The sequence below is a fragment of the Dokdonia sp. R78006 genome (assembly GCF_042466145.1).
GTDB lineage: Bacteria > Bacteroidota > Bacteroidia > Flavobacteriales > Flavobacteriaceae > Dokdonia.
In genome coordinates, this window is record NZ_JAXHBU010000001.1 from 1,297,364 (window position 1) to 1,320,140 (window position 22,777).

The following is a 22,777-nucleotide window of genomic DNA, read 5'->3' on the forward strand; positions in this document are numbered from 1 at the left end:
GAGTTAAGAGGGATTAAAACTCATAAGGCGGGGGATTTTTTTTATATTTGATTAAACAAATATCAAGGCTACTACTATTATGGCTAAAAAAGACCCTACACAGAATGAGCAACTACCTGATGTTGCAAATTCTAAAATTGAGGCTATCAAGAACCTCATTTTTGGTGAAAATATTCAAGAATATAATCACGAATTTGACACTCTAAAGGCAGATATCACGCAAAAGCGTGAAGAAATGCTCTCTTATGTAGATGATGCTCGTAAAGAGATCATGACGGCTATAGATAATCTAAGTACAGATGTAAATATTCGTATTTCTGATCTTGAACAGGCACTTGATGATAAAACTCAAGACCTTGATAATAGAAAGGTAAGCCGTGATAGCTTAGGTGATATGCTCATACGTCTTGGTGAGAATATAAAAGCTTAGATCAATCTCTGAAAATTTTTAATGACAACTGATGAACGTCTTGAAATTTTAAAAGAGCTTTTACTCACAGATGAGAAAAAGCCTGAGAATGATATATACAGAAAACTCAAAGACCTAGAAGAGAGACAGCAACACTTATCAGATAGAGTGGGTCCCATTCTAGATGAACGTTTGTTGAACTTTGTAAAAGAGATGCCCGAAACTCTAGGGCCAACAATAACCCAAACATTAAAATCTGAAATTAAAAATTCTCAGGATGCTGTGGTAGAAGCATTATACCCTATTATGGGTAAAATGATAAAAAGGTATGTCCAAGCAGAAATAAAAAAGCTTAACGACTCCATAAGTGAGAAAATAGATAATGCATTTTCATTTAGAAGTATGTTTAAGTCTAAGGGTAAGGAAAGACCTACTGCAGCGGCACTGCTTAAAGAAGAATATAAAGCGTATATTGAACAAATACTTGTAATCGAAAAAGGTTCTGGATTGCTTAAAGCAAGCTATTCAAAAACCAAAACGATGGACAAAGATATGATGGCGGGTATGCTCACGGCCATAAAAAGCTTTGCAGAGGACGCTTTTGAGAGAGGGGATATGGAATTAGAGAGGATAGATTATCAACTCTATACTATTCATTTACAAAATTTCTCAGAATATTATATTGCCGTAATTTTGAGCGGTATTTATGATGATGAATATAAAAATAAACTTGATGATGTGTTACTTGACTTTGCTCAGTTTGTGATAAACAAAGATGATTTAAGTGACAATCAAAAATTTACCAAAAAATTAAAAGAGTATTTTACAGATGAGCGTATCTAAAAAAATAGTATTACTAGGACATTTTGGTGTTGGTAAGTCTTCACTACTTCGCAGGTTTGTTGAGAATAACTTCTCAGATAACTATGTAGTGACTATTGGTGTGCATATAATGAAGAAGGAGGTAACTATTAACTCCGATAAAGTAACGTTAATCATATGGGACGTAGAAGGAACAGATGATTTTACAAAATATAGACCATCATACTTAATGGGAGCTTCTAGCTTTATTTATGTGTTTGATGCATCTAGAGCAGTAACATATGGTGATTTGAAATATAACTTAAGTCACTTAAAAGATAAGTATCCCCAAGTGCCTGTGCACATTATCGGAAATAAAGTAGACTTAGTCGACAAGGATGAAATCATGGCAGCTCTCAAGGCTCAAGATGTTCAACATAGCTATCTTTCCAGTGCAAAGACCGGAGAAAATGTTGAACAGCTGTTTAATGATGTAGCAGCGCAATTGCTTAAAAATGCTTGATAACCTTAGACAGGATTTTTTTAATAAAACCACACAATTACTAATTGTTAATAGAGGACTGAATGTTGTAGACTCAGATCAAAACCTATTTTCTATTAGCAAAAACTCTGATATAACAGAGTTTCACCCATTTTTCTACTCACTGATGAATGTCTTTGAGGAGACAAAAAAAGAACATACTTTCTTTTGTGTTCAAGTAGAGGTGCTAGGAAAACTTTATTTCTTAGATATAAAGACCATATTAAGAGATGATGATACGTTAGTCGTAATTTTAAACGATCTCACAGATCACTACAAAACCGTACATCAGATTAAACAGGTGCGTAATGAGTCTATCATAGGTTTTAATATCACACAAGAACTTAATCAAGAGTTAGAAATACAGCGTAGTTTTAAGAATAAGTTTCTTGCAAACGTAAGCCACGAAATCCGCACTCCGCTCAATAGTATTGTGGGTTTTCTTTCTGTGCTAGAAAATACAGATATCACAAGAGAGCAACTAGACATTCTTAATATTGTAAAAGATTCATCTAAGAATCTAGTGACTATTCTAGATGACTTGATGGATATATCTAAGATTGAAGCAGGCAAGTTAGAAATTAAAAAGAGGCGCTTTGATTTTAAAGAATTTATAGAAGTTTTAGGGAAAACCTATCAACTCAGAGCAGATGAGAAGAGACTTTCTTTTGAGTTTGAGATGGGTTCAAAGATTCCACGTTTCTTAGTGGGCGATCATCTTAGAATCAATCAAATCCTTGTAAACTTATTAGAGAATGCACTTAAATACACGCATCAAGGAAATATAAAATTCTGTGTAAAAACAGATTCTCAAAATGCGAGAAGAATCCCTGTTACTTTTGAAGTAACAGATACTGGAATAGGAATACCTAAGGAGAAGATAGATAGTATTTTTGATAGCTTTACACAGCTAGAAAAAAGAGGTCTTTTTGGAGGATCTGGATTAGGACTTAGTATCGTAAAACAACTCACACACTTGTTAGAGAGTGATCTTGAGGTAAGCAGTGTAGAGGGCAAAGGATCTACATTTAGTTTTACGGTGTATATGGGAGTTTCTCATAACCAGAAACGAGAGAAGAAAGAAAAGGCTAAGAAGACAAAGAATAAAAAAGCTGCCGGTAAAAAGCCACGTATTTTATTAGGAGAAGATGTTGAGGTGAATCAGTTGTTAATGCTTCGTCTATTTGTAGATCATGGTGCTTATAGTATAGATATTGCAAAAGATGGTGAGCGTGTTCTAGAATTTTTAGACAGAAACACTTATGATTTAGTGATACTTGATCTTACGATGCCTATAATGGATGGGCTTGATACTGCAGTGCAGATACGAAGTCATTCTAATAGTAAAATAAGTAAACTACCTATTATAGCGCTTACTGCTAGAACGGCCCAAGAAGAGCAAGATGCAGCAAAGGAAGCAGGTATGAATGCTTACTTAACAAAGCCTATAGATGCAGAGCTTCTTTTTGAAACCATAGAGAGACTCTTAACGCGTTATAAAAGAAAAAGTAAAGAAGTACTTTCTTTAGAAGAAGAGGAAGAGTAAATTCTTCTTAGGAAACAATTAAAAAGGGGAAGATCTCATGAAGATCTTCCCCTTTTTGATTTATGATAAAAGCTACAATCTAGCGGCTCATATTTTTGATTTCATCTTGAAATGTATCAAGATCAGTACCTTCTCTTACAAGAGTAAGTGCTTTATGTGCAACATAAGGTGCATTACTTGTAGCAAAACCTAAACCTATAGAAAGTCTTATTAAAAGAGGCTCTTCTTCCTCAAAATCATGATCAATGTGAATCATACGTGTAAGATCGTATAAACGCTCTAACCTTCTGTCATAAGTAGTAGGAGGGTTAATAGGGTGAGACATGTAGTCTCCTAGAATAATTTCATAATCCTCTGCAGATATAGAAAGGTTACGAGCAAGCCTGTCTAAAAAAGCTTTTTCCTTGTCTGAAATTACACCATCATCCATTGCCACTCTCACAATAGATGCAAAGTGATCTTCGTTTCTCTTGCGGAACCCGCTATCATATAAATCTGAAAAAGACATATTTCTTAATTTAAAGTAAGCATCAAAGATAGCTATTTAATCAAGATTTTTAATTTGTACATTTGATAAAACCCCTAATTTTTTTAGATGGATTCATTCTTATTTTATTTTAAAGAAGGCCTCTTCCACGTACTAGATTGGAACGCCTATGATCACATACTTTTTTTAGTAGTACTCACAGTGCCGTACTTGTTTTCTAACTGGAAGAAACTATTGACATTAGTAACCATTTTCACACTGGGTCATACCTTATCGCTGGCACTATCGGCTTACGGAGTTGTTAGAGTTAATTCATCATTAGTAGAGGTTCTTATACCTATAACAATTTTAATTACTGCTCTATATAATATTTTTACAGCTGGTAAAAAGAATCGCAATCAGAAGATAGGTATTCACCTTTTTGCAGCGCTATTTTTCGGATTAATTCACGGGCTAGGGTTTTCTACATATTTTAAAATGATGACAGCAAGCTCAGAAAGTAAGCTGCTACCATTAATAGAATATACCTTAGGTATAGAAGCAGCACAATTAATCATTGTATTTGTAGTGCTTATTATAAGTTTTGTGGGTCAGGCAATTTTTAGATTTTCACTTAGGGATTGGGTAATGGTTATTTCATCCATAGTGATTGGAGTCGCCATTCCAGTGTTTAAAACAGCACTTTCTAGCATTAATTTTTAATAATTGTTTTGCATGCTTTTAGTAGTGTGTAAATAAGTTATATATTATATTTTTTTTACGCTTTCGCGAAAGCGTACATACATCACAACAGCTAATGGCTTCAAAACAACATAAATATGACATCGCTTACTTGAGAATGGCTCGAGAGTGGGGAAAACTGTCGTACTGCAACCGTAAGCAAGTGGGAGCAATCATCGTAAAGGACAAGATGATTATCTCTGATGGATATAATGGTACACCTACTGGTTTTGAAAATATTTGTGAAGACGATGAAAATAATACGAAGTGGTATGTATTACATGCTGAGGCAAACGCAATTTTAAAGGTTGCTAGCTCTACACAATCGTGCCATGGAGCTACGTTATACATCACACTAAGTCCTTGTAAGGACTGCAGTAAATTAGTACATCAAGCAGGTATTAAGCGTGTTGTATATCATAATGCTTATAAAGATCTAACGGGTGTGAAATTTTTAGAAAAAGCAGGCGTTGAGATAGTACATCTTCAAGATATCGATTCATAAATGAAAATACAACGCAAATATATTCCCCTACTCTTTGGCTTGGGCATTGCTTTAGGCATTTTGCTAGGAAGCTTACTAGATTTTGGATATAATGATACCGCGTTGTTTACTTCAAATGCAAAAAAGGATAAGCTTAATAAGCTTATCGATTACATAGATTATGAGTATGTAGATGTCATTAATACAGATAGCATTGTAGATGTTACTGTAAATGGTATTTTAGACAATCTAGACCCACATTCTACTTACATACCACCAGACGAGTATAGCGCTATGGAGGAGAATATGAAAGGCGATTTTGTAGGGATAGGAGTGAGTTTTTATCCTTATAATGATTCGCTAGCGGTAATACAAGCTATTAAAGGAGGGCCTAGTGCTCGTGCCGGAATCAAAGGTGGAGATCGCATTGTTTATGCAGATGGCATCAATTTATCTACCAAAGAAATTACAGATGACTCTCTATCTAGTATTTTAAAGGGTAAAGCAAGAACACCTATTGAAATCAAAATTAAAAGACCTGGAGTTAAAGACCTTTTGACATTTAATTTTAAACGTGATCATGTGCCTATTTTTAGTGTGGTAGGCAGTTATATGCTTACTAATAATCTTGGGTACATCAAGATTAACCGTTTTGCAGAGTCTACTCATGAAGAGTTCAAGAAAGCGCTCATAGATCTTAAAAATAATGGAGCGACTAAAATTGCACTAGATTTAAGGGATAACCCAGGAGGTTATATCTCTAGTGCAGAGGGAGTGGTAGATGAATTCTTAGAAGAAGACAAGCTCATACTTTTTACAAAAAATAAAACAGGAAACATATCAAATAGCTACACCGATGACGGTGGTATTTTTGAAGAAGGAGAAGTGTTTATACTTATCAATGAGAACTCTGCAAGTGCTAGTGAGATTGTTGCGGGAGCATTACAAGATAATGACAAGGGAGTAATAGTGGGTAGAAGATCCTTTGGTAAAGGACTTGTGCAGAGAGAAATGGATTTAGGTGATGGCAGTGCTGTAAGATTAACTATTGCTCGTTATTACACTCCTACTGGACGTTCTATACAGAAGCCTTATGAGCTAGGAGATAAAGATTATTTTGAAGATTATCTCAATAGATATGAAAACGGCGAGCTACGTAGTGTGGATAGTATCAAAGTGGCAGACTCTCTTAAATTTAGAACTCCTAAAGGTAAAATTGTATATGGTGGTGGAGGTATTATACCAGACATTTTTGTTCCTAAAAATACAGACTATGAGGTTGAGCATCTCAACTATGTACTACGTTCTGGATACATGCGCTTATTTATCTTTGAGCAATTAGAAAAAGATAGAACGTACTACAACAGCTTGAGTATGGAGCAATTTCAAGAAGAGGTTGTTATATCAGATCAAGTAGTAGAAGATTTTATATCTTTCGCACAGTTTAGACAGATTAATTTGAAAGCAAGTAAGTATAAAGACTTGTATAAGAAATACCTCAAAGCTACAATGGCTAGACAGCTTTTTGATAACAATGCTTTTGAGATGATGGTAAATAAAGAAGACGCCGTAATTCAAAAAGTAATAGAACTTACCCTTGAAAAAGAATAACCTATGTTAATGGTAGTAGCTATATATGTTTATATTATCGCAATCATCTTTAGATTGCTAGATAATAGTGCTGCACTACTTATACGTCACGGTATATCTGTAAGTCCTTTTTATCTAAAGCCGCCTATTATTCTGGCTCAAATAGAAGATCTAGATGATGAGAAACTCATCTGGAAGTTGCGACGTAATCTGTGGTATCAAAAATTGCACATTGCTTTTACAGCACTAGCAATACTCACTTTAATTGTTGGAATTGTTTACGAGATATATAACCCATACATTATATACCTAATGTAGCTGTATGCTATTTATGTTTCTCTGCAATCTTCCGAGAGGTACGTAAAATAAGTAATAACAATATCGCACACGCACACGCAATAACTCCTATTAAAGCAATGCTGCTTTCACCTTCAAGGAGATTAGAAAAGTCTAGTAACGTTACATTATAAATAAGAAGGCCTAGCGCCAGTAAGATTCCAATAGGGATTATAAACTTCATAGTATTACTTAAAGAGTTCTTGAATGTTTGCGGTAAAAAGCTTTACAGCGATTGCTAACAAAATTACACCAAAAACTTTATGTATTACAGCAATACCGTTCTTTCCTAAGAAGCGTTCTATGTGTTTAGAAGTTTTTAACACGATATAGACTAGCAAGATGTTGAGTATGATAGCAATTATAATATTGCTAAGGTCATATTCTGCGCGTAATGCAAGAAGCGAGGTAAGAGTACCTGGTCCTGCTACTAATGGAAAGGCGAGTGGGAACACAGACACGGTCTTTGCACTAATACCATCATCATCTTTAAAAATACTAACTCCTAGAATCATTTCTAGGGCTATAAAGAATAGAATAAAAGAACCTGCTACTGCAAATTCATATACATTAACACCTATGAGTCCTAGTATGCTCTCCCCTACAAATACAAATAGAATCATTACAATAAGTGCTACTAAGGCAGCCTTCTCACTCTGTATATGTCCTGCCTTTTTTCGCAGTTTTAATATAATAGGAATACTCCCTATTATATCAATTACAGCAAAAAGTACCATTGCGGCAGTAAGTATTTCTTTAAGATCTATTTTCATTGCATATTCATTTTAAAATGCGCGCAAAGGTAGCCTTAATTAAAGGATACATAATGCATTAGTGAGGAGAATTATAAATACAATACGTAACTTAATGCACTATTAATAAGTTGGTAACATTTTATTTAAAACACATGTAATGTTCTATATAAATTACCGTCATAGTTTTTGACTATTAAACTTTAATTTATTCTAATGATAAACTATAGTTGGCTAGATAGATAATAAATATTTTTACCATATCAACCTTGTAAAACCTATTGGAATGAAAAATACAGAAACATTTGATCTTAACGATGAATCTCAAGCGGCAAAGTGTCCTTTTATGGGAGGAGCACATAAAGAAACATCTGGTGGCGGTACAACTAATCGCGACTGGTGGCCTAATGAACTTCGTTTAAATATACTTAGACAAAATGCTACAAAATCAGATCCATTAGGAGGAGACTTTGATTATGCTGCGGCATTTAACAGTCTTGATTTTAATGCTCTTAAGCAAGACGTACTTGATTTAATGACAGATTCACAAGACTGGTGGCCTGCAGATTATGGTCACTATGGAGGATTTATGATCCGTCTTGCATGGCACAGTGCGGGAACTTACCGTATAGGTGATGGACGTGGAGGAGCAAGCTCTGGAACACAACGTTTTGCACCACTTAATAGTTGGCCAGATAACGGAAACCTTGATAAGGCTCGTTTATTATTATGGCCTATCAAGAAAAAATATGGAAATAAAATTTCTTGGGCAGATTTAATGGTGCTTGCAGGTAACTGTGCATTAGAATCTATGGGGTTCCCAACTTTTGGTTATGCTGGAGGACGTGAGGACGTATGGGAGCCAGAACAAGATATTTACTGGGGAAGCGAGACAGAGTGGGGAGCAAATGATGAGCGTTATGCAGAGGGTGAGTTAGAGGCGCCACTAGGAGCAGTAATGATGGGTTGGATATATGTAAATCCAGAAGGACCTAACGGAGTTCCAGATCCTATGGGTTCTGCAGCAAATGTAAGAGAGACTTTTGGTCGTATGGCAATGAATGATGAGGAGACTGTAGCGCTAGTCGCTGGAGGTCATACCTTTGGAAAAGCACACGGTGCGGCAGATCCAGACAAGTATGTAGGAGCAGAGCCTCATGGAGCTAATATTGAAGAAATGAGTACTGGGTGGAAAAATAGCTTTGGTACAGGAGTACTTGATGATACAATTACTTCTGGTATAGAAGGAGCTTGGACACCTAACCCTACGCAATGGGATGCAGACTATTTTGATGTACTATTAAATTACGACTGGGAGCTTACAAAAAGTCCAGCAGGTGCACACCAGTGGACGCCTACAGAAGTATCAAATGCTAAGATGGCACCTATGGCTGGAGATGCTTCAAAGAGACAGCGCCTTATGATGACTACGGCAGATATTGCTCTAAAAGTAGATCCAGCATATTTAAAAATCTCACAGAGATTTCATGAAGATCACAAAGCCTTTGAGGATGCATTTGCAAGAGCATGGTATAAGTTAACACATCGTGATATGGGACCTGTAGAGAGATACTTAGGACCAGAAGTACCTAGTGAAGAGTTATTATGGCAAGATCCAGTACCAAGTAATGATGGATATTCATTAAGTGATGATCAGATTGCTACTTTAAAAGTAAAAATAGCAGCATCAGGACTTACGGTTTCAGAAATGGTTTCTACAGCGTGGGCATCTGCCTCTACGTTCAGAAATTCTGATAAGCGTGGTGGGGCAAATGGAGCACGCATCCGTCTTGCACCGCAAAACAGATGGGAAGTAAACAACCCAGAGCAGTTATATAAAGTGCTTAATGTTTACGGTACTATCCAAAGTGATTTTGATGGTGATGTATCTATGGCAGACCTTATCGTTCTTGCAGGATCTGTAGGAGTTGAGAAAGCTGCAAAAGATGCTGGACATAACGTTACGGTGCCGTTTACACCTGGTCGTACAGATGCTACACAAGAGCAAACAGATGTAGATAGCTTCGGTTATCTTGAGCCTAAAGCAGATGGTTTTAGAAACTATGTGAGTCATACACAAAAAGCAACAGCTGCCGAAGCAATGCTTATTGATCGCGCACAATTATTAGGACTTTCTATTCCAGAAATGACAGTACTTGTAGGAGGTTTACGTGTATTAGGTACAAACTATAATGGTACTAAAGTAGGAGTTTTTACAGATAGACCAGGACAGTTAACTAATGACTTCTTTACAAACTTATTAGACTTCTCTTACACATGGAAAGAACTTTCATCTGATGAGACATTATTCTCAGGAAGTGACCGTCGCACCGGTGAGATGAAGTTTACAGGATCTCGTGCAGATTTGATTTTTGGATCAAACACAGAGCTTAGAGCAATTGCTGAGGTTTATGGAGCAAATGATGGAGAGCAACGTTTTGTAGCAGATTTTATCAAGGCGTTTACTAAGGTGATGAACGCAGATCGTTTTGATATTAAGTAAATAAATAACGCTTTCGCGAAAGCGTAAGTACACAATAAAAACGTCCAACTTATTATAAGTTGGACGTTTTGCTTTTTATGCAATGCTTCTCACCAGTGCGTGTTAGTTCGCTTTCGCGAAAGCGTAACAGCATAAAAACCTCCTTAAAAAGCTGTCTCAAGTAACGCTAGACACACTTTAATACCTTGTCTAATATTCCCTATGCGTATATTCTCATTAGGGTTATGCTGATTGTTATCCATATTAACCAGCGGTAGTATGACTGTAGGAACATCTAGCGCCTTAATCACGGGAACAATAGGCACAGTGCCGCCCATCATTCTAATAGTAATTGGGTCTTCACCAAAAGATTGTGATAGTGCTCCCCTCATCTTTTTACCAAAAGCATCATCTGGATTTGTTCTAAACGCGTTTACGGAGGTCTTGCCTGTAAAAGTGGCTATCTTAGGGTAGGTAAGCCTTTCCTCATCTGTGGGTGCTCGGTCTATAAGATGATAACCTTGTTTAATGATATGATTTTTAATCTTTGCTAGTTGTGCGTCACCATCTGTCTCTGGAACAAGGCGTATATCTAGATGTGCAATCGCATACTCTGGAACTACCGTTTTTAAACCTTCGCCAGTCCAAGAGGTGCCTATCTGTCTAATGTTAAGAGAAGGAAATTGCAGCGCTTCTTGGTATGAACTTCCTACTTTTTCGGCGGTGTGAACACCAAGTTTTTTATTAAATTCAGTTACCTCAAAAGGTACAGAAGAGAGTACTTGAGCTGTTTCTGGAGTGATGGTAATTCCGTCATAATAATTTTCAATGAGCACCTTGCCATCATCATCTTTCATCGTTGTAAGTAAGTTTGCAAGTCTAAAGACAGGGTTAGGCGCATAGTTGCCATAATGACCGCTATGTTGAGGTAGGCGTGCACCGTAAGTGGTAATTGCAGCAGTAGCAATTCCTCTACATCCAAAGGTGAGTGTAGGCTTGTTAGAATCATGAGCAGGACCATCCATTACCACAAAATAATCTGCGGCATATCTATTTTTATAAGTGTCTAGGGTAGAAAGCAACGCCGTCGAGTTGTATTCTTCTTCTGGGTCAAAAATCACCTTGATATTAAAAGCAGGTTCTTTCTGTTGTTCTTGTAAAAGTTGTAGCGCAGTAATAAACATCATGATAGGTGCCTTATCATCTACAGCGGCACGGCCATAAATGCGCCAGTCATCATCAATTTTAGTATCTAGTTGATCCCAAGAAATAGCTTTGTAGTCTCCAGAGCTATTTTTCTCCTTGAGTACAGGTGTAAATGGATCTTCTTGATCCCAGGTTGCGGGGTTTACTGCCTGTCCATCTATATGAACATAAAAGAGCACCGTTTTATAATTGGGGTCATATACCTTCTCTACAAGAAGAATAGGGAGCGTGCTAGTTTCTAATAAGCTGGTTGTAAAATCTAGCGCCTTGTAGCGCTTTTCTACAAAAGCAATATTTTCTAGCATCAAAGCTGGGTTTGAAGGCAAGTTAGGAATGCTCACAAAGGCTTTATGTTCAATAAGAGTTTTCTTGAGATTTTGGTCTATGAGTTCATCCGCAGGAGTTTGAGCAGTACCTATAAAAGCAGTAAAAAAGAGACAGAGAGGCCAGAATTTCATAGAAGATAATTTTAAGAATTGTTGCTGTGTTAAGTACAACTGTATGTTAGATAAATATAAGGTTTTCTACAGGGATGCTTCATTTCTATTAACAGAGGTTAATAAAAGCGTGTTAATACACGCTACTGCGGCTAATAAAAGAAGAAACGGGCTATTAATGTTTAATTTTGGAAAACCTCAATGATTAAATATCGTAATTAATTACAGTTTATGGATTACAAACACCTAGTAGTAAATGTCAAGGAAAATGCGCTACGCTTTGAAAATAAGAATGCGCTTTACGTAAAGAATGAGACACTTAATACTTGGGAAGGTATAAGCTGGAAGAAAATGTATGAGCAAGTAGAAAACCTTGCTAAGGGCTTGCTAAAATTTGGGATTGAAACACAGCATAACGTAGCCATCTTTGCCGAAAATATGCCTAACTGGATTATTGCAGATCTTGCGATAATGAGCATAAGAGCAGTAACGGTACCTATCTATGCAACATGCTCTACAAAGGAAGTAGACTACGTAATTAATGATGCTGAGGTAAGTTTGCTTTTTGTGGGTAATCAGCATGAATACGATCAGGCTTATGGGCTTCTAGAAAGTTCATCCTATTTAAAGCTTATAGTAGCTCTTACAGATACCATAAAGTTAAAGTCATCTGTTTCTTCTATGTATTTAGAAGATTTTGTTGCCGCTAGCCCTACTCAAGAAATTGAAGAGATCTATTTAAAAAGACAGCAAAATCTTGATGTAAAGGATCTAGCGAGTATCATCTATACCTCTGGAACTACAGGAGAACCTAAAGGTGTGATGATAGACCATACTAATATAGGAGCTTCCCTCGCAGCGCATAAATATGAATTAGATATATCTGACCAAGATGTGTCGTTAAGCTTTTTACCACTCAGTCATATCTTTGAACGTAGTTGGGTGTTTTTCTGTTTGCACATGGGGATTGAAGTTTATTTTAACCAAGATCCAAAGAAAATTGCAGAGGTGCTTAAGGAAGTACGACCAACAGTTATGTGTACGGTGCCTCGTATTTTTGAAAAAATTTATGCTGCTATACAAGCTAAAACAAAAGAAGCTTCCCCTACAAAGCAGAAACTCGCGAGCTGGGCGCTAGGTGTGGGTAATGACTACTACAATAAGCACAAAAGACTAGAGAAAAATGTGCCACTAGCACTAAGTCTCAAATATAAGCTTGCAGATAAGCTTGTGTTAAGCAAACTGCGTGCACTCTTTGGAGGGCGTATTAAATTTATGCCTTGTGGTGGAGCACCTCTTGCGGCAGAGATGGTTTCATTTTTTCACTCCTTTGGTCTTGATGTAAAATGTGGTTATGGTCTTACAGAAACTACCGCAACAGTTTCTTTATTTGGATACACAAATTTTGAATTCAACTCTGCTGGAAAAAGCATAGAAGGTACTGAGATTAAAATAGGAGATAATGATGAAATCCTTGTAAAAGGTCCTGGAGTCATGCAAGGTTATTATAAAAAGCCAGAAGCTACAGCTCAGGTTTTTAAGGACGGATGGTTTTGCACAGGAGATGCAGGAAGACTAGATGAGCATGGAAATCTATACATCACAGATAGAATCAAGGATTTAATGAAAACATCTGGAGGTAAATACATAGCTCCTCAAAAATTAGAAACAGCGCTTATCAGTGATGCTCTCATTGAACAAATTGCAGTAATAGGTGATCAGCAGAAATATGTAACTGCACTCGCGGTTCCTAACTTTGAGAATTTAAAGAAATATGCAAATGAGCAGAGTATCTCATTTGAGAGCATGGAGGAGCTAATAAAGAATAATAAGGTCGTAGCACTTTTTGAAAAACGATTTGAGGATCTTCAGCAAGAATTTTCAACATTTGAAAAGATAAAGAAGTTCACATTGCTTCCTCGTGAGTTCAGCATAGAAGCTGGTGAAATCACGGCTACACTAAAAATAAAACGCAAAGTAGTTCAGCAAAAATATAAAGAACTCATTGATAAGATGTACGCAGAGTAGTTAGTTTGAGGTGTTACGCTTTCGCGAAAGCGTAATTTTATACAACCATAAATAATCTCGCTACTCACACATTCTTACTTCATACTTTCCAAGTATCTTTGCCCAACTATGTTCCAACTCAAAAAAACCATCGTTTCTGAAGACATTATCGAAAAAGATTTTGTCTGTAATCTTAATGCTTGTAAAGGGGAGTGCTGCATCGCAGGTGAAGCTGGCGCGCCACTTGAAGAAGATGAGGTCACTATCATGGCAGATATTTACGATAAGGTAAAACCTTTTTTGCGTCCAGAAGGAATTGCGGCAATTGAGGAGCAAGGAACGAGTATTGTGCGTGACGGTGAGCTAGAAACACCACTAGTAAATGGAGCCGAGTGTGCTTATGTGACCTTCAATGATAAAGGATGGGCAAGCTGCGGTATAGAGGATGCTTACAATGCTGGTGAAGTGTCGTGGCGCAAACCTATTTCTTGTCATTTGTACCCTATTCGCGTGCAAAAATACAGCTCATTTTCGGCAGTAAATTATCATCGCTGGCCTATCTGTAGTGATGCTTGTTCTCTTGGGAAAGAACTATCTGTGCCTGTATATAAATTTACTAAAGATGCATTGATACGTAAATTTGGAGAAGAGTGGTATACAGAGCTAGAGAAGACCGCTCAAGAAATGGGTAAATAATGTAGTGCCTTGTGCGGACTTAAGAGCCCTATACTACAAAGTTTGCATGTAATCTTTTGAGATGCCTTATCTTTAATCACAAAGACAATACATGCACTTCCATTCAAAACTTCCTGACGTTAGTACTACCATTTTTACGGTGATGAGTAAGATGGCACATGAACATCAAGCCATTAATCTTGCACAAGGATTTCCGGGCTTTGATAGTGATCCAAAATTGCAACAGCTAGTTACGAAGGCAATGAGTGATGGGTATAATCAGTATGCTCCTATGCAAGGTGTTTACAGCTTGCGAGAACAAATCACTCAAAAGCTCAATACCTTATATGGAAGTGATTATCATCCTGATACAGAAGTTACAGTAACTGCTGGAGCTACCCAAGCTATCTACACAATCGTATCTGCTTTTATACGTCCAGATGATGAAGTAATTATATTGAAACCAGCTTATGACTGTTATGAGCCTGCAGTGATTGTAAATGGCGGTAAAGTGATTCCTATCCAACTCAAAGCGCCAGATTATAAGGTGAACTGGAAAGCTGTGGAAGATGCTATCACGCCTAAGACTAAAATGTTATTTATTAATACCCCACACAATCCTACGGGAACTATTCTTCATAAGGAAGATATGCTGGAGCTAGAGCGCATTCTTGAAGGTACAGATATAATATTACTAAGTGATGAGGTGTATGAGCACATCGTCTTTGATGACAAGCGTCATGAGAGTGTGGCTCGTTACCCAGCATTAAGAGCACGCAGTTTTATTACGGCATCCTTTGGGAAGACTTTTCATAACACAGGATGGAAAATGGGATATACAGTTGCTCCAAAAGAGTTGATGGCAGAGTTTCAAAAAGTACATCAGTTTAATGTGTTTTCTGTACACCATCCTTCACAAAGAGCCTTTGCTCAGTATCTCAAGGAGCCTGATCATTATCTAGAACTCAACGATTTTTATCAGCAGAAAAGAGATTTATTTTTAAACCTAATTGAAGGTTCGCGATTTACAGCAAAGCCTGCCGCAGGCACCTACTTTCAGATGCTAGATTATTCTGCAATTACGAACGAGAGTGATACCGCTTTCGCGAAAGCGTTAACCATAGACCATAAACTAGCGTCCATACCAACGTCGGTATTTAATGTGGATCAAGAAGATTTTAAAATGCTACGATTTTGTGTCGCCAAAGATGACGAAACACTAAAAAAAGCTGCCGAAATTTTAACTAGTATCTAGTCGTCTAGTTTACGCGCCACCCATCCACGTATAAGCTCTGCTGTAACCCCAAAGGCCACATGTGCAAGAAATTCATTTGCTTGTAATTTTACTGGTATATCTTTAGGCTCGTCTTCTAGACCCATTAATGGGAGTGAGGTTTCATGCGTTGCTAGATATGCTGTCGTACCAAAGAGCGCTCCCTCTACAAGGTTGGTTTCTGGTCTATCACGCTTTGCATAGCCTAAACTAGCTCCTAATGTAAGGCCAATAGGGATATTCACTAATTGTTCTGCAAGATCACGATTTGATGTGCTCACAGGTTCGCCAGTGAGCTTCTCAGAGATATTATCTACTAGCTTAAGTTGTGCACTTTCAGTATTGGGTTGTCTTACTGGTAATACTCGTTCTATAGCGCTCTTAACAATGGTACCTGCTAGACCTCCTAGTACTCCAGCAATCACTCCGCGAGTAGCGGTAGATGCTATATTATCTTTTTCAAGCCAGTTAGAAAGTGCAGTATTACTCATAGTTAGTGTGCGTTTTATAACTCTAAAGTACTTTTTAAGATGTTGTAGAGCTCTTAAGGTAATTATAATTAACAATTAATTAAATAACTGCAGTAAAATAATAAGCATCAATTCTCGCAAGAGACGTTAATTTAAATGGAGTATATCATTTTTGTTTTTATCTTTATGTTTTCGGAGTAATCACAAAAAGCAACTCCATGTAGTATAGACTGTAAGTTATGAATGACAAATTATTTGATGCAATACGCAACGGAGATCTAGAGATGGTACATGCAATTATTACTGCGCATCCAGAACTTGTAAATATTAAAGATCAACGTGGTTCTACACCTTTATTACTTGCCACTTACTACGGAAACCAAGACATAAGCGAGGCTATTTTAAAGCATAACCCAGATCTAAACGCTAAAGATAGCTCTGGAAATACAGCGCTTATGGGTGTTTGTTTTAAAGGATATCCAGTAATTGCAAAACTTCTTATCGAGAGCGGGGCAGATGTAAATGCTGTAAATCTTAACCAGGCGACAGCGCTTATTTATGCAGCCACTTTTGCCCAGTCAGAAATTGCGCAAATGCTTATCGAAAATGGAGCCAACTTGTCTCATAAAGATGAGAAAGGTAACACCGCTTTTGATCACGCAAAAATGCAAGGATCTACAAACCTTATGGAAATTTTAGAAGAGAAATAAGTTAGTATGAGTGATTTCGCTTTCGCGAAAATGTGACTCATTAAAAATAGTTCGTAGCTTGACCCATATGCGCTTCTTACTTTAGTGAGTTCAAGTCAAATTTTCTATAATCTTCTATCCAGTTTTTACAGCCATTATCCAGCATTGCTTCACGATTTTTTGTTCCTATTCCTAAAAACGAAATTTCAAGTTCTTGCGCGGCTTTTAAATCCCAAAGTCCGTCACCTACAGCAATGATATTATCAAAGGACGTTCTATTGTAATATTCTTTAGACTTCTCGATGGCTTCTTTTACAAATCCCACTCGAGAAATATTATGTAACGAAGTTGCAAGTACCTCTGGAATAAAAGGAACTTGAGAACCCTCCATTTTTATAGCAGTAGCTTTTGGGAAAGCACCCGTTCCATAAGCAAATGGAATTTGCATTTCTTGTAACTTTAATAACAATGAGCGCGCGCCTGGAATTTCGGTCACAGGACTACATTTAGATAATTCTTCACCCAGTAAGTGGTCTAGCTCATATCTTAAGTTGGCTGGAGCTTTCTTGTTAAAAGTACGCTTGTAATTATACTCTAGCGCATACAGATCTGTGTGGTGTAGATAGTTGTCATAATCGGTGTCTATATCTTGAAGTCCTATATCTGCTAGAACTTTGGTAATAACAGGAAGATACGTTGGAATACTATCTGTAAGTGTCCCATCTATGTCAAAAACGAAAAGTGTGTCTTTTGTAATCATCTAGTTTTTTCTGAATAATTGTTTTACTGTAAGTGAGCCATCGCTGTTCAACCGCTTCACAATTTTTATAAAAGCTATGGCTGTAATAAGCGCATCTCCTGCAGAAGTATGTCTATCGTGTAAAGGAATTTTGAGCGCTTCGGCAAGTTCATCTAGCGTGTATCTTTTTTCTTGCAATGGTCTGTTTATAGGATGTACAAGTCTTTTGTACAACGTTTCTGTATCGAGTACTCTGTTTTTTAATTTTCCCAGCTGAGCACGTTTGAGGGCTGCATTAATTACTGCAACGTCAAAACCTATGTGGTGCCCTATGAGAATATCTGTTCCTATAAACTCTAAGCATCTTTCTATAGCCTCTTGTTCATTTACTTGCTCATAACTTCCATTGCGGAGGATGCCATGTATTTTTGCACTTTCAGGCTTATATATATCTTGCTTGAGATATAGTTCTAGACTCTGTGCTATAGAAATCTCATTATTAATAACGGTGACCGCTCCTATAGATAGAATACGATCTTCTTTATAATGTAAACCCGTAGTTTCGGTGTCAAATACTACAAAACGAGTGGTGTGAAGCTTTTTTCCATCTAGAGTACTACCTAAAAAGCCTGCCTGACTTTTTTCCTGAGCAAAAGCAGCAAGATACTGTGTCCAGAAGGAAGGATAATCTCTTTGAGGTGATGTAGTAAATAATCCCATCTAGCTCAAATTTTGAGTTTGAAAACGTACACGTAACACTTCTTGTAAATCGCGTAGTGGTTTAAAGCATCGTTTTAGTTTGAGGCGTTCCTCCTTTGATAAATCGGCTAGTTTAATGAAGCGGCCGCTATCATCGTTGCGCAACCCTTGTTTGACTCTAAATTTAAGAAGTGCTTTAAAAGCGTAAGCGCAGCTCTCAAAAAGCTCCTTATTTTGTGGCTCTAGCTCGGCAAGTTTTTCAAAACGTTCTGAGGTGTGATTTATGTTACGTAAATTATGGTAAAGTGAAAGCACTCTGGCGCCACTTATAAGAGGAGCCATAGCTCGATTTTTTATATCAAATTCATCTTTATGTGCTCCATCTGACTCCACTAAGAAGTTGCGAAAGAAACTCACCGGCGGAGGATTTTTAAGTGCATCCTTTGCCATAAATCTAAAAAAGACAGAAGATGTAGATAGTTGGTCATAAATAGAAGCAGTAAGTTCTCCTACTAATTCTTGAGTTCCATAGACCATTCTATAGTCAAAGAATATTCCCGATAGCAACATGCTTTCTGGAGACGGATCTTTAATCCATGTAGAAAACTGCGCTTTCCACTCAGAAAGTGATAAACAGTATAGCGGATTACTTCCCATCATATCTGCAGGGCAGTAATCATAACCTATTTTATGTAGGCGCTTATTCATCCTATTTGCTAGATGCAGAAAGTAATTTTTTGTCGCCTCATTGTTTTCTGGAGACACATCCTCATAAATAAGAGCGTTATCTTGATCTGTATAAAGTAATTGCTCCTCTCGCCCTTGACTACCTAATGCAAGCCATGTAAATGGTACTGGAGGATTATGTGTCATTTTACTTAATGAGAGCTCCATGGTACGTTGCATGAGAGCGTCTTTAAGCTCAGAAAAAATATTAAGTATATGTGATATAGGTAAGTTTTGGTCTAGGTAGCGCTCAAGAAGAAGGGTTGCTTTTTCCCAAGTAAACCGCAGCATTTTAGTCTTTTTTGCTCTTTTTATTTCTTTAACGAGTTCGGCGGGGCTGTTACCGTAAGCGACCACGATGTCATGCTTGCTTAGCACACCTACTACTTTTGTGCTAGCTGTACCATCTTCGGTAATTATGAGGTGGCTTATTCCATTTTTAAGCAGTATAAGTTGCGCTTGGGCGACGGTAACTTTTGTAACGGCACAGACAACCTGAGTAATCATAGCGTCGCCTACTACGTGATCACTAGAGATAATATTATTTGCAATAGCATTGCGCAATTCTCGATTTGTGAGAACACCTACTGGAATTGCATTGACTGTAATTACTAAACATCCTATACGATGTTGTTGCATCAATCTTGCTGCTTCTTGTATGGAAGTTTCTGGAGAGCAAGTGATGATAGATGTGCTATATCGTGCTTGTTCTAACCCTAATAAATGTGCACTACGTTCGGGCTCATAGGTGTTCAGTAAAGAGCCACTTTGCTGTAAGGTATATGGATCTTTTATGTTTGATGCAAAGCTAGCGATGAGGTAGTTTGAAATGGCTTTGTTCGCTTTCGCGAAAGCGGAAAACTCCTCCATAGGTAACGTATAGAGTATCGTCTCCTCGTTTGCCGTAGCAGTCGTTCTATAAGTATCTGTAGAGGTCACTTTGAGGCCAAAAAGGTCTCCTTCATCACAAATGTCTACTACCTTAATGACATCCTTGGATGGTCTCGTAAGCTTTATAGCCCCTTGCTGAACGATATAAAAACGATCACCATAGGCTTGATCACGTTTAAAAATGACTTCATCCTTATCTAGGTAAAGCACAGAAGCTTGGCTACAAATATCCAGCAAATCACTCTCTGCCATAAATTGAAACGGCGGAAACTGTTTTAAAAAGTCATAGATTCTTTGAGCAATTGTGTTTTGCATAGCGTGTACGTATTCATTGTAAAGATAGTACAGATGGAAAGTTCTACCATAAATGTATCTTTATACTATGAAATCAGAAACATTACAAGTAAGTCTTATACAAACTTCGCTTTTTTGGGAAGACGCAAATCGCAATAGAGCGCATCAAGAAACATTGATAGCAAAGATTCCCAGAGATAGTGATCTTATCGTACTTCCAGAGATGTTTACTACTGGATTTTCTATGAGTCCGCAATCTCTAGCCGAAACTATGGATGGAGAAACTGTAAAGTGGATGAAGCAACAGGCTCTTAAGTCACAAGCAGCCATCTGCGGAAGTTTAATAATAAGTGAAGGAGGTCTCTATTACAATCGGTTTTTATTCATTACTCCAGAAGGTGAAATAACGAGCTATAATAAACGCCATACATTTAATATGGCGGGCGAAGGGGAACAGTATAAGGCAGGTAATGAACAGGTACTTATACATTATAAAGGCTGGAAGATTTTTCCGCAGATTTGTTATGACTTGCGTTTTCCGGTGTATGCGCGTAATACATCTGATTATGATCTCATTATCTACGTTGCAAACTGGCCAAAAACTAGAATAGCGGCTTGGGATACGCTCCTTAAAGCTAGAGCTATAGAAAACATGTCTTATTGTGTAGGAGTAAACCGCGTGGGAGTAGATGGTAATAACCTTGAGTACATAGGACACTCTGCTGTGTATGATGTGCTAGGAGGCGAGATGGTCACAGCACACACTCAAGAAGGCGTAGTGACCACTACGTTAACCAAAGCGCATGTAAATGACACCAGAAGTAAGTTGCCTTTTCTACAAGACAAAGACAGATTTACTCTTGAATAGTGTCCTTAACCTTTGTCTTTTTAGGAAGTAGTTCAAAAGTTTCTTTAGCAAACCAACTAGGTCGTACATCAATTTCTCCAGGGAAATTGATAATCACCTCTGGTTGTTTTTTCTGTAAATAATTTCCAGAGTCAAAAAGACGGTTATTATTGGCATCCTCTATAAGGCGTATTTTATACGAGCCTGGTTTGAGGAGCTTAAAGTTAAAAACAGTCTCTTGAAGGGAGTATTGTGTTTCTATGATCTCATCACTTTTATTCATTAACTGGATGATGTACGGGAAGTTCTTTGCGTTTTTGAGGGTGAGTTCTATATCTCCATAATCTGAGAACTCCTTAGTATTTGCTTTATAGAAAAGAGTATCATTCTGTTGGCCAAAAAAGTCTGTAATCGCATTAGGTAGCGCTTTGATACGATAACTAGCTTTTTCCTCTTTCTCAAAATCAATATCTAGAGAAGTCCCGTTATCTTGTAAAGAATAGGTAAAAGGAATCTCGACAGAGTCTTTTACAACGCTTATTAAAGACTTATTAATGGTGTCTATTGGAATATTGCTGAGTATGCGATAAGGTTTGTCTAACAACACAGCATTGCGGTATTTTGAAGAAAATGCTAGAGAGTCTAGTTTTGGCTTACGTATTCTAGCTTGCAGGGTGTCACTATAACTCGGTGCAGTAACATTAAAGACGAGCGAGTCAAGTGATACTCGTGGCTTGTACCAGTAATATAAAGTATCCTCTCCTTTTTTTGTGATGGTGGTTTCGTGATTATTTCCCACATCCGTTAAGAGTTTTATAGCGATGCTATCTGTATAACCACTAATACCAAAGGCTATTTTACCCTCGGCAGCATGTTTAGGGCGAGAGGCTTTATAAGCGGGTGTTTCTGAAAATAACTTGAGTGTATAAGACGAGTCAGTTGGGACAGTTACAAAATCTTCTATAAAAGCAACCTTATCTTTTTTAGGTTGAAAAGTATAATTTGCGTCTTCATCTTTTAAAGCTACAAGCGCATACGTTCCAGGTTTTAGATAGTCTAGTTCAAACGTGTTGAGGCTATCTAAAGTGTTTGTAACATATAATGGAGGCTTATTATAAATAGTAGAATCTGTATACGTACTATCTGCTTCATAAAGCATCACGGTTACAAAATTATCAGGCTTGTCTAAGATTGCATCTACAATTGTACCAGATACAGTAAGGCTATCTATATAGTCTCCTGTAGACATCACATACTTAAACGAAGGAAAAGGATTTCCTTCATTATTATCCACAATACTGAGCCCAAAATTGAAAACATAGGTCGTATTAGGAGCAAGTGTATCTTGGATTTTAATTTCTATGTATTTTGATGCAGACCCCTGTGGAGAGATTACTCTATTGATAATAGGAGGCGAGATAATAAGTTGTTTTCTAAGATCTTTGAGTTTTACATACTCATCAAAATAAATACGTATTTCGTCTCCTTCAAAGTTTGTAGTAAAGTTAGGAGGTGTAGACTTCACAAAAGCTGGAGGCAAACTATCCATAGGTCCTCCGGTAGGAGATCCGCGTTTTGCACAGTTTACGAGAGTAAGTGCCATACTCACCATAACTACTATAAATGTAGCTACGCGTCTTCTATTAAAATGATACCAAGGATTATCTGTCATGCGA

At 37.3% G+C, this 22,777-nt stretch carries 23 protein-coding genes; 14 read left to right on the forward strand and 9 right to left on the reverse strand.

From position 1 onward, the window contains the following. Window positions 1–79: 79 nt before the first annotated feature. From SJY37_RS05915 to SJY37_RS05930, 4 genes are read left to right on the forward strand one after another with little or no spacing between them, the layout of a single operon-like run. Complete coding sequence (locus tag SJY37_RS05915) at window positions 80–430, forward strand: hypothetical protein (protein WP_013750461.1); 351 nt, start codon at window positions 80–82, stop codon at window positions 428–430. Window positions 431–451: 21 nt separating this feature from the next. Beyond that, window positions 452–1,252 (forward strand): cell envelope biogenesis protein OmpA, encoded by an 801-nt coding sequence (locus SJY37_RS05920; protein WP_298322895.1) that lies wholly within the window; start codon window positions 452–454, stop codon window positions 1,250–1,252. After that, the gene (locus SJY37_RS05925) at window positions 1,239–1,733 is read left to right on the forward strand and encodes a Rab family GTPase (RefSeq protein WP_298322892.1); all 495 of its coding nucleotides are present in this window, start codon (window positions 1,239–1,241) and stop codon (window positions 1,731–1,733) included. Before SJY37_RS05920 ends, SJY37_RS05925 begins: the two co-directional genes overlap by 14 nt. Next, window positions 1,726–3,297: an ATP-binding protein gene (locus SJY37_RS05930; RefSeq protein ID WP_298322889.1), complete on the forward strand. Its 1,572-nt coding sequence runs from the start codon at window positions 1,726–1,728 to the stop codon at window positions 3,295–3,297. The genes SJY37_RS05925 and SJY37_RS05930 overlap by 8 nt, the downstream gene beginning before the upstream one ends. 79 nt (window positions 3,298–3,376) lie before the next feature. On the opposite strand, the gene SJY37_RS05935 is transcribed toward SJY37_RS05930, so the two are convergent. Further along, a complete protein-coding gene (locus SJY37_RS05935; RefSeq protein ID WP_041295807.1) occupies window positions 3,377–3,805 on the reverse strand; it encodes a fructose 1,6-bisphosphatase in 429 nt (142 codons plus the stop codon). Window positions 3,806–3,892: 87 nt separating this feature from the next. On the opposite strand from SJY37_RS05935, the gene SJY37_RS05940 reads away from it, so the two are divergent. The 4 genes from SJY37_RS05940 (at window position 3,893) to SJY37_RS05955 (ending at window position 6,896) form a co-directional block, all read left to right on the forward strand. Beyond that, window positions 3,893–4,486, forward strand: coding sequence for a HupE/UreJ family protein (locus tag SJY37_RS05940; RefSeq protein WP_298322882.1), 594 nt, complete (start codon window positions 3,893–3,895; stop codon window positions 4,484–4,486). Window positions 4,487–4,580: 94 nt separating this feature from the next. Next, the gene (locus SJY37_RS05945) at window positions 4,581–5,009 is read left to right on the forward strand and encodes a dCMP deaminase family protein (RefSeq protein ID WP_035334863.1); all 429 of its coding nucleotides are present in this window, start codon (window positions 4,581–4,583) and stop codon (window positions 5,007–5,009) included. Continuing rightward, the gene (locus tag SJY37_RS05950) at window positions 5,010–6,599 is read left to right on the forward strand and encodes a S41 family peptidase (protein WP_298322875.1); all 1,590 of its coding nucleotides are present in this window, start codon (window positions 5,010–5,012) and stop codon (window positions 6,597–6,599) included. It abuts the gene before it with no gap. A gap of 9 nt (window positions 6,600–6,608) precedes the next feature. After that, window positions 6,609–6,896, forward strand: a complete 288-nt coding sequence (locus SJY37_RS05955) for a hypothetical protein (RefSeq protein ID WP_298322872.1) — start codon at window positions 6,609–6,611, stop codon at window positions 6,894–6,896. A gap of 7 nt (window positions 6,897–6,903) precedes the next feature. Here the strand turns inward: SJY37_RS05955 and SJY37_RS05960 are convergent, their stop codons facing one another. Further along, window positions 6,904–7,098, reverse strand: a complete 195-nt coding sequence (locus SJY37_RS05960; RefSeq protein ID WP_108877650.1) for a hypothetical protein — start codon at window positions 7,096–7,098, stop codon at window positions 6,904–6,906. Window positions 7,099–7,102: 4 nt separating this feature from the next. Then, window positions 7,103–7,687, reverse strand: coding sequence for a MarC family protein (locus tag SJY37_RS05965; protein ID WP_108877651.1), 585 nt, complete (start codon window positions 7,685–7,687; stop codon window positions 7,103–7,105). Between the two features lie 265 nt (window positions 7,688–7,952). Here SJY37_RS05965 and katG point away from each other — a divergent pair, with 265 nt between their 5' ends. Beyond that, window positions 7,953–10,169 carry a catalase/peroxidase HPI gene (katG, locus tag SJY37_RS05970; RefSeq protein WP_298322864.1) on the forward strand — a complete coding sequence of 739 codons (2,217 nt, stop codon included), beginning with the start codon at window positions 7,953–7,955 and terminating at the stop codon, window positions 10,167–10,169. A 143-nt stretch (window positions 10,170–10,312) separates the two neighbouring features. On the opposite strand, the gene SJY37_RS05975 is transcribed toward katG, so the two are convergent. Then, window positions 10,313–11,812, reverse strand: coding sequence for a M20/M25/M40 family metallo-hydrolase (locus tag SJY37_RS05975; protein ID WP_379952883.1), 1,500 nt, complete (start codon window positions 11,810–11,812; stop codon window positions 10,313–10,315). Window positions 11,813–12,022: 210 nt separating this feature from the next. Between SJY37_RS05975 and SJY37_RS05980 the strand changes: the two genes are divergently transcribed. The 3 genes from SJY37_RS05980 (at window position 12,023) to SJY37_RS05990 (ending at window position 15,728) form a co-directional block, all read left to right on the forward strand. Further along, window positions 12,023–13,819, forward strand: coding sequence for a long-chain fatty acid--CoA ligase (locus SJY37_RS05980; RefSeq protein ID WP_298322858.1), 1,797 nt, complete (start codon window positions 12,023–12,025; stop codon window positions 13,817–13,819). Window positions 13,820–13,927: 108 nt separating this feature from the next. After that, window positions 13,928–14,494, forward strand: coding sequence for a DUF3109 family protein (locus SJY37_RS05985; RefSeq protein WP_013750447.1), 567 nt, complete (start codon window positions 13,928–13,930; stop codon window positions 14,492–14,494). Window positions 14,495–14,585: 91 nt separating this feature from the next. Beyond that, window positions 14,586–15,728, forward strand: coding sequence for a methionine aminotransferase (locus tag SJY37_RS05990; RefSeq protein WP_298322855.1), 1,143 nt, complete (start codon window positions 14,586–14,588; stop codon window positions 15,726–15,728). Here SJY37_RS05990 and SJY37_RS05995 read toward each other — a convergent pair. Then, entirely contained in the window at window positions 15,725–16,237 is a 513-nt protein-coding gene (locus SJY37_RS05995) for a DUF1440 domain-containing protein (protein WP_013750445.1), read from the reverse strand. The two genes, SJY37_RS05990 and SJY37_RS05995, sit on opposite strands and share 4 nt — an antisense overlap. A gap of 218 nt (window positions 16,238–16,455) precedes the next feature. On the opposite strand from SJY37_RS05995, the gene SJY37_RS06000 reads away from it, so the two are divergent. Beyond that, a complete protein-coding gene (locus tag SJY37_RS06000) occupies window positions 16,456–16,926 on the forward strand; it encodes an ankyrin repeat domain-containing protein (protein WP_298322851.1) in 471 nt (156 codons plus the stop codon). A 76-nt stretch (window positions 16,927–17,002) separates the two neighbouring features. Here SJY37_RS06000 and SJY37_RS06005 read toward each other — a convergent pair whose 3' ends face one another. Genes SJY37_RS06005 through SJY37_RS06015 form a run of 3 tightly spaced genes read right to left on the reverse strand, consistent with a single transcriptional unit; the run spans window position 17,003 to window position 20,275 of the window. Further along, entirely contained in the window at window positions 17,003–17,665 is a 663-nt protein-coding gene (locus SJY37_RS06005; RefSeq protein WP_298322848.1) for an HAD family hydrolase, read from the reverse strand. After that, complete coding sequence (locus SJY37_RS06010) at window positions 17,666–18,364, reverse strand: PolC-type DNA polymerase III (RefSeq protein WP_298322846.1); 699 nt, start codon at window positions 18,362–18,364, stop codon at window positions 17,666–17,668. After that, complete coding sequence (locus SJY37_RS06015; protein WP_298322844.1) at window positions 18,365–20,275, reverse strand: DUF294 nucleotidyltransferase-like domain-containing protein; 1,911 nt, start codon at window positions 20,273–20,275, stop codon at window positions 18,365–18,367. It abuts the gene before it with no gap. A gap of 67 nt (window positions 20,276–20,342) precedes the next feature. On the opposite strand from SJY37_RS06015, the gene SJY37_RS06020 reads away from it, so the two are divergent. After that, the gene (locus tag SJY37_RS06020) at window positions 20,343–21,122 is read left to right on the forward strand and encodes an amidohydrolase (protein WP_298322841.1); all 780 of its coding nucleotides are present in this window, start codon (window positions 20,343–20,345) and stop codon (window positions 21,120–21,122) included. Here the strand turns inward: SJY37_RS06020 and SJY37_RS06025 are convergent. Further along, a complete protein-coding gene (locus SJY37_RS06025) occupies window positions 21,109–22,773 on the reverse strand; it encodes an Ig-like domain-containing protein (protein ID WP_298322838.1) in 1,665 nt (554 codons plus the stop codon). The genes SJY37_RS06020 and SJY37_RS06025 overlap by 14 nt on opposite strands. Window positions 22,774–22,777 lie beyond the last annotated feature (4 nt).